Source organism: Blastococcus capsensis (assembly GCF_030165005.1).
In the GTDB taxonomy this organism is placed as follows: Bacteria; Actinomycetota; Actinomycetes; order Mycobacteriales; family Geodermatophilaceae; genus Blastococcus; species Blastococcus capsensis.
Genome location: NZ_JASNNW010000002.1, coordinates 170,254 through 184,717 on the forward strand (window position 1 = coordinate 170,254; position 14,464 = coordinate 184,717).

At 72.7% G+C, this 14,464-nt stretch carries 10 protein-coding genes, 1 tRNA gene and 1 pseudogene; 6 read left to right on the plus strand and 6 right to left on the minus strand.

The genetic code is table 11. From position 1 onward, the window contains the following. The first annotated feature begins 57 nt into the window (after positions 1-57). Together QOZ86_RS03195 and QOZ86_RS03200 are read left to right on the plus strand one after the other, a co-directional pair. A complete protein-coding gene (locus QOZ86_RS03195; protein ID WP_284490505.1) occupies positions 58-1,086 on the plus strand; it encodes a type III polyketide synthase in 1,029 nt (342 codons plus the stop codon). A 67-nt stretch (positions 1,087-1,153) separates the two neighbouring features. Beyond that, positions 1,154-1,795 carry a response regulator gene (locus QOZ86_RS03200; RefSeq protein WP_284490506.1) on the plus strand — a complete coding sequence of 214 codons (642 nt, stop codon included), beginning with the start codon at positions 1,154-1,156 and terminating at the stop codon, positions 1,793-1,795. Between the two features lie 3 nt (positions 1,796-1,798). On the opposite strand, the gene QOZ86_RS03205 is transcribed toward QOZ86_RS03200, so the two are convergent. The 3 genes and pseudogenes from QOZ86_RS03205 to QOZ86_RS03215 all read right to left on the minus strand — a co-directional run. Beyond that, positions 1,799-3,298 carry a sensor histidine kinase gene (locus QOZ86_RS03205; RefSeq protein ID WP_284490507.1) on the minus strand — a complete coding sequence of 500 codons (1,500 nt, stop codon included), beginning with the start codon at positions 3,296-3,298 and terminating at the stop codon, positions 1,799-1,801. Between the two features lie 173 nt (positions 3,299-3,471). Continuing rightward, a tRNA-Gly gene (locus QOZ86_RS03210) sits at positions 3,472-3,545 on the minus strand. Positions 3,546-3,958: 413 nt separating this feature from the next. After that, positions 3,959-4,387: pseudogene (locus tag QOZ86_RS03215) on the minus strand (IPT/TIG domain-containing protein); the annotation flags it as partial. A 393-nt stretch (positions 4,388-4,780) separates the two neighbouring features. On the opposite strand from QOZ86_RS03215, the gene dcd reads away from it, so the two are divergent. Further along, positions 4,781-5,380, plus strand: coding sequence for a dCTP deaminase (gene dcd / locus QOZ86_RS03220; protein ID WP_284490508.1), 600 nt, complete (start codon positions 4,781-4,783; stop codon positions 5,378-5,380). Here the strand turns inward: dcd and QOZ86_RS03225 are convergent. Beyond that, complete coding sequence (locus QOZ86_RS03225) at positions 5,337-6,665, minus strand: CynX/NimT family MFS transporter (protein WP_284490509.1); 1,329 nt, start codon at positions 6,663-6,665, stop codon at positions 5,337-5,339. The genes dcd and QOZ86_RS03225 overlap by 44 nt on opposite strands. Positions 6,666-6,828: 163 nt before the next feature. Continuing rightward, entirely contained in the window at positions 6,829-9,126 is a 2,298-nt protein-coding gene (locus tag QOZ86_RS03230; protein ID WP_284490510.1) for a (Fe-S)-binding protein, read from the minus strand. A 573-nt stretch (positions 9,127-9,699) separates the two neighbouring features. On the opposite strand from QOZ86_RS03230, the gene QOZ86_RS03235 reads away from it, so the two are divergent. Together QOZ86_RS03235 and QOZ86_RS03240 are read left to right on the plus strand one after the other, a co-directional pair. Continuing rightward, entirely contained in the window at positions 9,700-10,452 is a 753-nt protein-coding gene (locus QOZ86_RS03235) for a CHRD domain-containing protein (RefSeq protein WP_284490511.1), read from the plus strand. A 9-nt stretch (positions 10,453-10,461) separates the two neighbouring features. Beyond that, positions 10,462-11,175: a class F sortase gene (locus tag QOZ86_RS03240; protein WP_284490512.1), complete on the plus strand. Its 714-nt coding sequence runs from the start codon at positions 10,462-10,464 to the stop codon at positions 11,173-11,175. 102 nt (positions 11,176-11,277) lie between these two features. On the opposite strand, the gene QOZ86_RS03245 is transcribed toward QOZ86_RS03240, so the two are convergent. Continuing rightward, on the minus strand, positions 11,278-12,276 hold the full coding sequence (locus QOZ86_RS03245; RefSeq protein WP_284490513.1) for a type IV toxin-antitoxin system AbiEi family antitoxin domain-containing protein: 999 nt from the start codon (positions 12,274-12,276) through the stop codon (positions 11,278-11,280). A gap of 306 nt (positions 12,277-12,582) precedes the next feature. On the opposite strand from QOZ86_RS03245, the gene dnaK reads away from it, so the two are divergent. After that, positions 12,583-14,448: a molecular chaperone DnaK gene (gene dnaK / locus QOZ86_RS03250; RefSeq protein WP_284490514.1), complete on the plus strand. Its 1,866-nt coding sequence runs from the start codon at positions 12,583-12,585 to the stop codon at positions 14,446-14,448. Positions 14,449-14,464 lie beyond the last annotated feature (16 nt).

Genomic DNA, 14,464 nt, shown 5'->3' on the forward strand with positions numbered 1-14,464 from the left:
GCGGCCGACGTACCGTCGGAGGATGACCCCGACCAGGCGTTCCGTGGAGCGGCGCAGGTGAGCGCCGCCGTCGTCACCGGTGCCGGATCGGCCCTACCCGCGACGCTGGAGCAGCAGGCCGCCTGGGACGGATTCTTCGCCCGCCACTACGAGGGTGTCCGCGCGGCCGAGCGGATCTTCCTGGGCGCGGGCGTGCGCCGACGGCACGCCGTGGCCAACCCCATGGACGAGGACCTCAGCGGCTGGGGCACCGGCGCGCGGATGGTCCGCTACATCCAGGAGGCCCTGCCGCTGGGCAAGCAGGCGGTGGCCGGCGCGCTCGACGCGGCGGGGCTCGCGCCCGGCGACGTCGGGCTGTTCGCCGTCGCCACCTGCACCGGGTACGCCACCCCGGGGCTGGACATCCGGCTGGCCAGCGACCTGGGCATGCCGCCGGGGCTGCAGCGGCTGCTCGTCGGCCACATGGGCTGCTACGCGGCGATCCCCGGGCTGGCCGCCGTCGGCGACTTCGTCACGGCGCGGTCGCGCCCGGCCGTGCTGCTCTGCTGCGAGCTGACCAGCCTGCACGTGCAACCGGCCCAGTCCGACCTCGAGCAGGTCGTCGCACACGCGCTGTTCTCCGACGCGGCGGCGGCCGTCGTCGTCGAGCCCGGGGCGGCCCGCGGCCACCGGCTGGCCGGGATCGTCGCCCGCACCGACGCCTCCACCGCCGACCACATGACGTGGGACGTCACCGACCTGGGGTTCCGCATGGGGCTGTCCCCCCGGGTGCCCGACGTGCTGTCCCGGCACGTCGGCGAGGTCGTCGACGAGCTGCTCGCCGAGGCAGGGCTGCGCGTGGAGGACGTCGCCGGCTGGGCCGTGCACCCGGGTGGCCCCCGGATCATCGACGTGGTGCGCGACGAGCTCGGCCTGGCCGAGGAGCAGGTGGGCGCCTCGCGCCGGGTGCTGGCCGAGCACGGCAACTGCTCGTCGGCCACCGTGCTGCTCGTACTGCAGGAGCTCGCCGACGTCGACGGTCCGATCGTGGCCATGGCGTTCGGTCCCGGCCTGACGCTGTACGCCGCGCTGCTGCTGCCCGCCTGACTGTCGGGCCACCGCCCGCCGCCCTACGCTGAGTGACGAACGTCACAGTGCGTCAGGAGGTGGGCCCGTGGATCCCGCGCCCGCGCCCGTTCGCGTGTTCCTCGTCGACGACCACGAGGTGGTGCGCCGGGGTGTCGCCGAGGTGCTCGAGGACGATCCGGGCATCACCGTGGTCGGGGAGGCCGGGACGGTCGCCGAGGCGCGGGCGCGCGTTCCCGCCGTGCGCCCCGACGTCGTCGTCCTGGACATGCGGCTGCCGGACGGGGACGGCGCCTCGCTCTGTCGTGACCTGCGTGCGCGAGTGCCCCGACTGCGCTGCCTGGTGCTCACCAGCTACGCCGACCTGGACGCGCGGGAGGCGGCGCTGCGCGCCGGGGCGGCCGGTTTCCTGCTCAAGCAGGTGCGCGGCCCAGCGCTGGTGTCCGCGGTCCGCACCGTGGCGGCGGGGGGCGTGCTGCTGGCCGAGGGCGCACCGCCGGGGCGGGCCGTGGACGACCGGCTCTCGGTCCTCACCGACCAGGAGCGCTCCGTCCTGCGGCTGATCGGGGAAGGGCTGACCAACCGGCAGATCGGGGAGCGCATGGGACTGGCCGAGAAGACGGTCAAGAACTACACCAGCCACCTGCTGGCCAAGCTGGGCTTCGAACGCCGCACCCAGGCCGCGATCCTCGCGACGGAACTGCGCGATTCCCGGCCGCCCGGTCGCTGAGGGTCAGCTGGTTAGCGGGACCACCCATTCGACCTCGGTCCCCGACGGGCCGGCGGCGAGCGTGAGCCGGCCCCCCTGCCGCTCCGCCCGGTCGGCCAGGTTCGTCAGGCCGCTCCGGACGGTCACGGCGGGGAGGCCACGGCCGTCGTCGGTGACGACGGCGCGCAGCACGTCGGTGACGGACACGGCCACCGTCACGCGGGTGGCGCCGGCATGCCGGACCACGTTGGTCACCAGCTCGCGGACGACGGCGACCAGGTCGGCGGCCACGTCGGCGGGCAGCTCGTCGATCTCGCCGCGCACCCGCAGCGCCGGGCTCAGTCCGTGCCCTTCGGTGACCGACCGCACGACCTCGGCCAGCCGGCTGCGGACCGCGGCCGGGGAGGAACCGCCCGCCGCGTGCAGCTCGAAGATCGACGCCCGGATGCGGGCGATCGTGCCGTCCAGCTCGTCGACCCGCCGCGCGATCTGGCCGGCCGCCTCGGGCGACGTCGTCTCCAGCGAGCGGCCGACGCGGTCCAGGGCGAGCGCGGTGGCGAAGATCCGCTGCACCACGTGGTCGTGCAGGTCGCGCGCGATGCGGTCGCGGTCGGTCTGGACCTGCAGGCGCTGCTCCCGCTGCTGGCTGCGCACGAGCTCCATCGCCACCGCCGCCTGCGTGGCGAAGGCCGACGCCGGCTCCAGCACCCCGCGGTCGAAGGGCGGCCGGTCGCGGGCACGCAGCGCGACCAGCGTGCCGAGCCGGTTCGAGCCGCCGAGCGGGACCAGCAGGGTGGGCCCGTAGTCGCCGACGAGCTCGCCGATCACCGCGGCGCCGCTGGCGTTGCTGGGGACCTCGGTGGCGTCGGCCACGACCCGGGGGACGCCGGAGCGGTGCGCGGCGCCGAGGCGGGTGTCGGCCAGCGGGATCCGGACGCCCTCGACGTCGGCGGCCAGCGGTCCGACGGCCGCGGTGATCGTCAGCGTCTCCTCGTCACCGGGGACGGACGCCAGCACGGCCACGGCATCGGCGCCGGAGAGCTCCGCAACCCGTGCGGCGGCGGTGCGCAGCACCTCGTCGGCGGGCGCGCCGGACAGCAGCGCCGTGGCGATCTCGGTACCCGCCTGCGACCAGGAGAGGAGTAGCACGGCGCGCTCGAGCAGGAGGGCGTTCTCGATGGCCAGGCCGGCTCCGGACGCCAGTGCCCGGACGACCTCGGCATCGGCCGCGGTGAACTCCGCGCCGGCGCGCTTGCCGGTCAGGGAGAGGGTGCCGAACGCGGCGTCGCGCACCCGCACCGGCACGGCGATCGACGACTGCGGCGACGGCTGCCCCGTCGTGGTGTCCACCGGGTGCGGCCCGACGGTGACGAACCGGTCCACCCCGCGCCCGTCCGCGGTCAGCACGCTCAGGACGCCGGAGCTCGCGGCCACGTGGCGGACGGCCGCCGTGACCACCTCGTGGAGCGTCGTCTCCAGTGGAGCACCCCGGGCGGCCGCCGACCGCGCAGCGGCGTCGGTCACCCGGGGCGCCGTCGATCGGGCGGGGGCACGGCCTGACCGTAGGAGCGACACCTCCCCGGAGGAAGGGCTGCGCTCATCGTCGTGTGCCCGGTGACGGCGCCCCAGGGGCGAAAGGCCCGGACGCCAGCGAGGCCCCGGTCGGTGGACCGGGGCCTCGCTGGCGGATGTTCGCGTGGAGCGGGTGACGAGAATCGAACTCGCACTGTCAGCTTGGGAAGCTGATGTTCTACCATTGAACTACACCCGCGAACGGCGACGAGACTACCTGGTAGACCCGCGTCCGCGGCAGCCACCCCCGCTCAGCGGTGCATCTCCGCGAGGAGCCGGTGGCCTCCGAGCACAGGGTTCCCGGGCATCTGCGACATCCGGGTCACGCCGCCGGGTCCAGCGTTCAGCGTCGCCGCGTCGCAGGCGGTGGTCAGCTGTCGCACGAACTCGCGGCAGACCGCCGGCCCCTGGGTGTCGGTGCGCCGCCCGGCGTCGCCGCAGGGATCGCCGCGCCATCGCAGCTCTCCTCGCCGTCGATGACGCGGCGTACGTGGCCGCCGTGTTCCCGGCGGGCGCCGGGGCCACGGTGGGCGACACCGCGCCCCGTCCGTATGGGGAAGCCGGACGGGGCGCGGTGGCTCAGGGGATGCGCCAGGGCGGCGCGCTACGGCGTCAGATCGCGACGCCGGTGCAGCTGGCGGAGCAGTTCACCGACCAGATCGAGCCGAGCGGGCGGAACCGGTCGGATCGGACGAGACGCTCGCCGGCCGGGCCGGTCCGCACCACCGGCGCAGCGGCCGGCGGCGTGCCACCGCCGGAGCCGACCTCGTCGGGGGTGGATCCGTCGGGGGTGGATCCGGCCGGCGTCCCCTCCGGACCCGGGCCCACGGCGCCGGCGTGGGTGAGCGCGTTGCTCAGCACCGAGCCGCGGCCGTCGCGTGCGGAGACGGTGACGTCGTAGCTACCCGCGATCCGGGCGGGGACCCGCACGACCAGCTCCTCGGCGCTGCTGCGGACCACGGTGGCCGTCGCACTGCTGCCGATGCGCACCGTCGGATCCGCGGGCAGGGTCCGCCCGGTGATGGTCACCAGCGTGCCACTGCCTGCTGGACACGCCCGGGACCTCGTCCAGCGCCGTCAGCAGGTCGGCGGAGGCGGAGTGGGCGGTGAGCACGTACCGGGTGAGCCCGTCGCCGTCGCCGAAGCCGGTGGCCTCCTCGACGGGGGGCATCCCCCACGCCGACCAGACCGCCGCACCGGAGTACCCGGCCACGACGGCCGAGGTGAGGGCGATTCCCAGAACGCGCTTGCTCGTCATCCGCACGTCCTTCCGGCGCGGCCCGCCCGGCCGGTCCGGGAAGGGCCGGCGACCGGTCGGACCGGACGCCGGCAGGCGCTCTCCCGGCTCCCTTCGGCAGCGCGGCCGGCGCGGTTGAGGCCCGGTGCCCGCATTCACCCGGAGGGATGGCAGGCGCGTTCCCTAGACTCCGCGCCATGCTGCTGAGCGACCGGGACATCACGGCTGCGATCGCGGAGGGCCGCCTCGGCGTCGAGCCCTACGACAAGGCCCTCGTGCAGCCGTCGAGCATCGACGTCCGCCTCGACCGGTACTTCCGGGTGTTCAACAACGCGCGGTACACCCACATCGACCCGGCGGAGCAGCAGGACGACCTCACCACGCTGGTCGAGCCCGAGGGCGACGAGCCGTTCGTGCTGCACCCCGGGGAGTTCGTGCTGGGCTCCACCCTCGAAGTCGTGCGCATCCCCGACGACCTGGCAGCCAGGCTCGAGGGCAAGAGCTCGTTGGGGCGGCTAGGACTGCTCACCCACTCCACCGCCGGCTTCGTCGACCCGGGCTTCTCCGGGCACATCACGCTGGAGCTGTCCAACGTGGCGAACCTGCCGATCACGCTCTGGCCGGGCATGAAGATCGGCCAACTCTGCCTGTTCCAGCTCAGCAGTCCGGCGGAGCACCCGTACGGGTCGGCCATCTACGGCTCCCGGTACCAGGACCAGCGGGGGCCGACGCCGTCGCGGTCGTTCCGCAACTTCACCCGGGCGGAGACCCGCCGTCCCGACCGGCCGGAGAGCTGACCGGCGGCTCCGCGCCGGCGACCTCGAGGACGTCCTCGCGGGGCTGCACCGGTGACCAGCCCGGCACCTCATCGTCGACGTACCGCTGCCGGGTGACCACCCAACCGGTCACGGCCAGCCCGGCGACACTGGCGAGCGCGAGGACGAACATCCCGGTGTAGTCGCCGGTGGCGCCGCGGAGCACCCCGACCAGCAGCGGGCCGGCCGCGGAGAACAGGTACCCCCAGCTCTGGGTCACGGTGGACAGCGCGGCGGTGGTCTCCGGCGTCCGGGCGCGCAGCCCCATCAGGGTGAGCACCATCGCGAAGGTGCCCATGCCGAGGGCCAGCAGGGTCATCCACAGCCACGGCGCGGCCAGCGGGGTGAGCCAGAGCCCGAGCCAGCCGACGACGTAGCACGCCACGAACCCGCAGAGCAGCGGGCGCTGGATCCGGGGCCGGACGGTGAGCGCAGGCACGACGGCACTGAGCGGGATGCCGACGACCGAGTTGAGCCCGAGCAGCAGCCCGGCCGCCGCCGCGGAGAGTCCCGTGTCCCGCAGGTACTGCGCCGACCACCCGATGATCACGTAGGCCTGCATGGACTGGAGCCCGAAGAAGACGGCCATCGCGATGGCGAGCCGGCTGTGCACCAGCTCGCGCATCCGGACGGAGACGTGCGTCTGACGCGAGGTGCCGCCCGTCGCCCGGACCGCCAGCCAGGGCGTCGCGGCTACCAGCGCGAGCACCGCCCAGATGCCGAGGGCCCACCGCCAGCCGTTCGGTCCGGTGGCCGCCGCGATGGGGGCGGTCGACACCGCCGCGACCGCGGCGCCGACCGACATCGCGGTGCTGTAGGCGCCCACCAGCAGACCGGTCCGCCCGGGGAAGTGCCGCTTGACCAGGCTGGGCAGCAGCACGTTGCCCAGCGCTCCACCCACCATCGCCAGCGCGGTGCCGACGAGGAACAGCACGAACGCCCCGGCGGTGCTGCGCAGGACGAGCCCGGCCGACATGGCCAGCAGCGCCCCCGCCAGCACGTGTGAGTCCCGGAAGCGGGCGGACAGGGACGGGCCGGTGAAGCCGATGAGGGCGAAGCAGAGCACCGGCATGGTCGTCACCAGACCCAGCAGGCCGCTGGAGATGCCCAGCCCCTTCTGGATCTCCTCGAGGACAGGGCCGACGCTGGTGACTGCCGTCCGCAGGTTCAGCCCGGTCAGCACGATGGCGACCGCGATGAGACCGACGCCGCGCCGGGACGGTTCGTCGGCCGGCGGTGCGGGGGCGGACCGGGCGGTGCGGCTCACTCGAGAAGCGTCCTCCATGACCCGGCGCACATCCCTCCCGGGTGGGTGCGGGACGCAACCATCGAGATCAGGGCGTCCCGGGAACGGCGACGGCGCGCCTCCCGGAGGGATGCGCGCCGTCGTCGTCGTCGGACCCCGTCCCGAGGAGGGCGGGGTCCTCCTGCTACTTCGGGTCGTGGTCCGTGGCGGCGGAGTCGAGGCCGACGACGTCGTCGCCCTTCGTGCCGACGTCGGCACCCTGCTCGGCGCCCTGCGCGCCGACGGCGACCGGCTGCATCGAGCGCAGCAGGATCTGGCTGACGTCGAGCACCTCGACGTGCTCGCCGGCCTCACCGTTCTGCTTCTTGCTGGTCAGCGCGTCGCTGAGCATCGTGATGCAGAACGGGCAGGCGGTGGAGATGACGTCGGGATCGAGCTCGAGCGCCTCCTCGGTGCGCTCCATGTTGATCCGCTTGCCGATCTTCTCCTCCATCCACATGCGGGCGCCGCCGGCGCCGCAGCAGAAGCCGCGGTCCTTGCAGCGGTGCATCTCCTGCGTGGAGAGGCCCTGGACGGAGTCGAGGATCTCCCGCGGGGGCGTGTAGACCTTGTTGTGCCGGCCCAGGAAGCACGGGTCGTGGTAGGTGACCTTGCGGTCGACCGGCGTCACCGGGGTGAGCCGGCCCTCCTCCACCAGCTTGCCGAGCAACTGGGTGTGGTGCACGACCTCGTACTCCCCGCCGACCTGGGGGTACTCCCGGCCCAGCGAGTTGAAGCAGTGCGGGCAGGTCGCCACGATCTTGCGGGTGCCGGGCACCCGGCCCTCGAAGACGCCGTTGAGGGTCTCGACGTTCTCCATGGCCAGCTGCTGGAACAGGAACTCGTTGCCCATGCGGCGGGCCGGGTCGCCCGAGCAGGTCTCCCCGTTGCCGAGGACGGCGAACTCGACGCCGGCCGTGTGCAGCAGCTCGGCGACGGCCTTGGTGACCTTCTTGGCGCGGTCGTCGACGGCGCCGGCGCAGCCGACCCAGAACAGGTACTCGACCTCGTGCGACAGCGGGCCGTCGGCCACGCGGACGTCGAAGTCCAGCTCCTTGATCCAGTCCTCGCGGACGTTGCCGCCCATGCCCCACGGGTTCCCGCGCTTCTCGAGGTTGGTCATCATGACCCCGGCCTCGGACGGGAAGCTGGACTCGATCAGCACCTGGTACCGGCGCATGTCCTCGATGTGGTCGACGTGCTCGATGTCCACCGGGCACTGCTCGACGCAGGCACCGCAGTTGGTGCAGCTCCACAGGACGTCGGGGTCGATGACCCCGCCCTCCTCGAGGGTGCCGACCAGGGGGCGGTGCGCCTGCGCGTCGTTGGTGCCCTCGATGCGGGCGTAGCCCGACGCCCAGACCTGCTCGTCGCTGGGCTTGAGCACGTCGTAGTCGGGGGCGGTCTCGCTCGCGGTCTTCTCGCCCAGCAGGTACGGAGCCTTCGCGTAGAGGTGGTCGCGGAGGTCCATGATCACCATCTTCGGGCTGAGCGGCTTGCCCGTGTTCCACGCCGGGCACTGGCTCTGGCACCGCCCGCACTCGGTGCAGGTGGTGAAGTCCAGCATCCCCTTCCAGGTGAAGTCCTCGATCTTGCCGCGGCCGAAGACGTCGTCCTCGCCCGGGTCCTCGAAGTCGATGGGCTTGCCGCCGCTGGTCATGGCCAGCAGCGGGCCGAGCGCCTGGCGGCCGTCGGCCTCGCGCTTGAAGTAGATGTTGAAGAAGGCGCTGAACCGGTGCCAGGCCACGCCCATGTTCAGGATCCGGCTGATCACGACCAGCCAGGTCAGCGAGACCACGATCTTGACGAATGCGACGACGGTGAGCAGGTCGGGGCTGTCGGGGAGCACGGTGGCCAGCGCCCCGGAGACCGGGTGCGACCAGGCCGGGGCGTCGGTCAGGTCGGAGGAGACCTTGAGCGACCGGATCAGCAGGATGGCGACCCCGACGGTGAGGACGACGGCCTCGACGAAGTAGCCGCGGCCCTCGTTCGTACCGGCGAAGCGGCTCTTGCGGCCCTGCCGGCGCGGGTGGTCCTTCTGGCGCCGGTAGATCAGGTACAGGATCCCGAGGATCGTGCCGGTGCCGATGATGTCGGCGAACAGGTTCCACAGCGCCCACTCGCCGATCAGCGGCAGGTGGAACGCCGGGTTCCAGACCTCGCCGAAGGCCTCGACCAGCGTCAGGAACAGGCCGTAGAACCCGACGAACACGAACCAGTGGGCGACACCGATGCTCGACCACTTGAGCATCCGGGTGTGGCCGAGCGACTCGACCAGCAGCGTCTTCAGCCGGCTCTTGACCGGGCCGAAGCGGGTGCCGTCGGGCTGTCCGGTGCGGATGATCCGAATCATCGCGCGCACGGCCCGGTAGGCCATCACGCTCGCCACGATCAGGAACAGGATGCTGATCGTCCCCAGGACGATCTGCAGCGGGCCCGTCATCTCTTCCCCTCCCGTACGCCTGGCGGCGTCGGCTGTCCCCGGTCCGCCACGGAGGGGACCGGAGCTGTGTGTGGTGCGCGCGCCGACGGCGCCGGCCCAGGAGCCGGCGCCCGGATCGCGTGCGGGCAGGCTCGCCGCACTGTGTCGCACGATAGCTGGCGCACCAGGAGGCTACTCGTGGGTAACAGGGGCGCCGTGCCTCGATGTCGACCGGTCCGGTCGTGCGCCGCGCCCACCTGCGGATGTGTGCGGTGGCGAGGTCTCTCCTCGGTCCCGTGTGACACCGCTGTCATTTCTCGATCGCGGGGCCGCGGGGCCGAGGTCGGCTCCGGGTTCGGAGACACGCCGGTTCCACCGTCGGACACGCCGGGTAGAGGATCCGGGGCCGATGACGATAGGCGGGCACTCCACGTTGCAGCATCCCGGAGTCGTGGCTCGTCACGGGATCGTCATCCGGTGGATTGCGGACGTGACAGATCGGCGTCCTGCCGAGTTGCACCCCGGTGAGCGGGGCAGACGTCGGGGGACCGACGCTCGACCGGAGCTCGGCACTCGAGAAGAGGATGTCACTCGATGCGCACGAGATACCTGTCCGCCGCCGCACTCGCCGTTCCTTTCGCACTCTTCACGGCCGGCCCCGCCGCCGCGGCCGAGTCCGCCACCGTCCAGCTCGACCCGCTGAACGACAGCGGCGCCTCGGGTACCGCAGAACTCGTCCTCGACGAGGAGGCCAACACGCTCACCGTCAACGTCGACACCATGGGTGTCGTCCCCGGCCTGCCGCACGCCCAGCACATCCACATCGGGGGCCAGAACATCTGCCCGCCCATGTCCGCCGCGGGTGACGACGGCATCGTGAGCACCGTCGACGGTCAGCCGTCCTACGGCGCCATCCAGCTCTCGCTCACCACCGAGGGCGACTTCGGGCCGAGCAGCGCCCTGGCCGTGGACCGCTTCCCGGTCGGCAGCGAGAGTGGTGAGGTCAGCTACGAGCGCACGTTCGACCTCTCCCAGATCGACGGCGACATCAACCTCGATGAGGTCGTCGTGGTGCAGCACGGCATCGACACGATCAGCCCGAACGGCGAGTACGGCCCGATGCCGCCGGCCAGTGAGCTGGACCCGGCCCTCCCGCTCGAGGCAACCGCGCCGGCGCTGTGCGGCGCCACTGACCAGATGGGTCAGATGCCGTCCGGTGGCGTGGACGCCGGTGGCGGTGCCACCGACGGCATCGAGAACGAGGCGCTCTTCGCCCTCGGTGCGGCCGGTCTCGCCGGCGCCGGCGCGCTGGCCTACCGCCGTCGTACCGCCCGCGGGGACGTCTGACCTCCACGCATGGGACGACACGTACGCACTGATGGCCGCCCTCGCCTCGCGAGGGCGGCCATCGCCGCGCTCTCCGTCGGCGGAGCCGGGCTGATCGTCCTCGGGGTGGCCACCCAGGAGTCGATGGCCACCGTGCCGTCGTCGGCCGCCGTGTCCACGCCGTCGACCGCCGTGCCGCCCGCTGCTGCGCCGTCGCCCTCCGCACCGCCGGAAGAGTCCCCCGGGGCTGCGGTGCACGCGCCGGCCGTCGTGGGTCCGGTGCTCCCGGAGGCGGAGCCGGTCTCGGTGACCGTCCCCTCCGTGGGCATGGTGACGCCGCCGTTGGTGTCCCTCGGCCTGAATCCCGACGGTTCCCTGGAGGTGCCCGAGGACTACGACGTGGCGGGCTGGTACCGCGGCGGCCCGACCCCCGGCGAGCTGGGCCCGGCGGTCATCGCCGGACACGTGGACTCGGCGGCCGGCGGACCGGCGGTCTTCTTCCGGCTGGCCGAGCTGCAGCCGGGCGCCGAGATCCTCGTCGAGCGCGCGGACGGCACCACGGCGGTCTTCGCCGTGGACCGCGTCGCGCGGTACCCGAAGGACGCCTTCCCGACCACCGAGGTCTACGGCGACACCGACCACGCGGCGCTGCGGCTGATCACCTGTGGCGGCTCCTTCGACCGCGCCAGCGGCAGCTACCGGGACAACGTCGTCGTCTACGCGCGGCTCGCCGACGTGCGCTGAGCCCGGTGCGTCACCCGCGGCCGCCGCCACCGGCGTGCCGACGCCACCCCGTCGCCGTCGGTACCGCGCTGTGCCGAGGTGCCGACCTCCGTGCGGCGGTGTTCAGCTCGCCTGGACCCGGCCTCGTACCCGTGGGGTGGCGGTGAAGCGGCGGGCGGCCGTTCCCGGGCCGGCGATCAGTCGGCGCAGGTCCGCCTCGGTGCGCTGCCACGTATCGCCCAGGTCGGTGTCGGCGATCCGCACCACGCGGATGTCCAGCGCGCGCAATCGGTCCTCCCGACGCTTCTCCTCCCACAGCACCCGATCGGGGTCTCGCTCCCGCCATGGGTCGGTGTACTTCACCTGTCCGTCGAACTCCACGGCCACCGCGGGGCCGTCGAACCAGGCGTCGACGACGGCGACCAGCCGCCCGCTGCTGCGGATCTCCACCTGCAGCTCGGGCCGGGGCAACCCGGCACCCACGATGCGCAGCCGCCCGCGGGTCTCCAGGGGTGACTCCGCCCGTCCGTCGGCGAGCAGGAGGGCACGGTTCGCACGGCGAGCACCCGGCCAGTCGAGGACCCGCGCGACGGCGTCCCGCAGCTGCTCCGGTGACACCCGGCGAGCCAGGAGGGCCGCATCCATGGCGATCACCGCGTCCTCCAGCGGCCACTCGCGGGCGCAGTCGACCAGGGTCCGCGCCGCGCTCGTGAGGCGGAACGGACCTGAGCGGCGGATCTCCGCGTCGTCCAGCGGTGCGCGGGTCATGCGGAACCCCCGCCCGGTGCGGTTGTGCTGCGGATCGGTCAGCCGCACCGTGGGCGGCGTCGAGCGCGCACGCGGGAAGCCCCACAGCCGCGCGGCGGTCGCGTGGCTCAGGACGGCGGTGGGGCGATCCAGGGCCAGGAGCACCGCGAGGCATTCGAGCTGGTGCCGACGTCCGCGCTCGTCGGCGCGGCCGAGGTCGTCGGCCGTGATGTACACGCCCCGTCGCACACGCTGCCACTGCCCGGAGCTCAGCAGGTGCCGGATCTCCGGGTGCCCGTAGCCGGCGTGACGGGCGTCAGAGGCGGTGAACAACCCCAGCCGGCGTTCGGCCGCGGCCTTCAGCAGTGGATGCACCGCGCGAGTGTCGGGCAACCGGACCGCAGGCGGGGGTGGGCGGTGAAGAACTGTGGACGGGCTCCGCGCCGGTACCGCGGTGTCGTCGCTCTGGCCGGGGTGCAGGACGGTACTCGTGGCTGCGCGGCGGTCCCGGTCGGCCGAGGCCGGACAACCTGCGCACCCCGGGAACACGACCGGCCGGACTGCCGTTAGGGTGGGCAGGAAACTTGAGCGCACCCCGCGCAAGGCGCACGAGCACCCGCGGGTCCTCGACTCCCCACACGGACCAGTACCACCCCAGCACACGGAAGAGAGGCCATCTCCATGGCTCGAGCGGTCGGTATCGACCTCGGCACCACCAACTCCGTCGTCACCGTCCTGGAGGGCGGCGAGCCGACGGTCATCGCCAACTCCGAGGGCTCCCGCACGACTCCCTCGGTCGTCGCGTTCGCCAAGAACGGCGAGGTCCTCGTCGGCCAGTCGGCCAAGAACCAGGCGGTCACGAACGTCGACCGCACCATCCGCTCCGTCAAGCGCGAGATGGGTACGAACTGGAACTCCGACGACATCGACGGCAAGCGGTACACGCCGCAGGAGATCTCCGCCCGCGTCCTGCAGAAGCTGAAGCGGGACGCCGAGACCTACCTGGGCGAGCCGGTCACCGACGCCGTCATCACCGTCCCCGCCTACTTCGAGGACGCGCAGCGCCAGGCCACCAAGGAGGCCGGTGAGATCGCGGGCCTCAACGTCCTCCGCATCGTCAACGAGCCCACCGCGGCCGCGCTGGCCTACGGCTTGGACAAGGGCGAGACCGAGCAGACGATCCTCGTCTTCGACCTGGGTGGCGGCACCTTCGACGTCTCCCTGCTCGAGATCGGGGACGGCGTCATCGAGGTGAAGGCCACCGCCGGCGACAACCACCTCGGTGGTGACGACTGGGACGAGCGCGTGGTCAAGCACCTGGTGCAGACCTTCAACGCCTCCAACGGCATCGACCTGTCCAAGGACAAGCTGGCCATGCAGCGCCTCCGCGAGGCCGCCGAGAAGGCCAAGATCGAGCTGTCGGGCGCGCAGTCGACCAACATCAACCTGCCCTACATCACCGCCGGCGCCGACGGCCCGCTGCACCTCGACGTCACGATCACCCGTGCCGAGTTCCAGCGGCTGACCCAGGACCTGCTCGACCGCGCCCGCGCGCCGTTCAACCAGGCGATCCGGGACGCCGGCATCTCGGTGGGCCAGATCGACCACGTCGTCCTCGTCGGTGGCTCGACCCGCATGCCCGCCGTCTCCGACCTGGTCCGGGAGCTCACCGGCGGCAAGGAGCCCAACAAGGGCGTCAACCCCGACGAGGTCGTCGCCATCGGTGCGGCGCTGCAGGCCGGTGTCCTCCGTGGCGAGGTCAAGGACGTGCTGCTCCTCGACGTCACCCCGCTCTCCCTGGGGATCGAGACCAAGGGCGGGATCATGACCAAGCTGATCGAGCGCAACACCACGATCCCGACCAAGCGCTCGGAGATCTTCACGACGGCCGACGACAACCAGCCGTCCGTGCAGATCCAGGTCTTCCAGGGCGAGCGCGAGATGGCGATGTACAACAAGAAGCTCGGCATGTTCGAGCTGACCGGGCTGCCCCCGGCGCCCCGCGGCGTCCCGCAGATCGAGGTCGCCTTCGACATCGACGCCAACGGCATCGTCCACGTCCACGCCAAGGACCTCGGGACGGGCAAGGAGCAGTCGATGACCATCACCGGCGGCTCGGCCCTCCCGAAGGACGACATCGAGCGGATGATGAAGGACGCCGAGGCGCACGCCGAGGAGGACAAGCGCCGCCGCGACGAGGCCGAGACCCGCAACCTCGCCGAGTCGCTGCAGTACCAGACCGAGAAGTTCCTGGCCGAGAACGGGGACAAGATCCCGGCCGAGAAGAAGGACGAGCTCGGCGAGGCGCTGACCGAGCTCCGCTCGGCCCTCGGCGGCTCCGACATCGAGGCCATCAAGTCCGCGCAGGAGAAGGTCGCCCGCGTGTCGCAAGAGGTCGGCGGGGCGCTCTACGCCCAGCAGGCCGAGGCGGCCGGTGGCGCGCCCGGCGCGGAGACGGCCGGTGACGGCGCGACCCAGGGCGCGACGACGAACGACGACGACGTCGTGGACGCCGAGATCGTCGACGAGGACGACAACCGCCGATGACGTCGACCGACGCTTG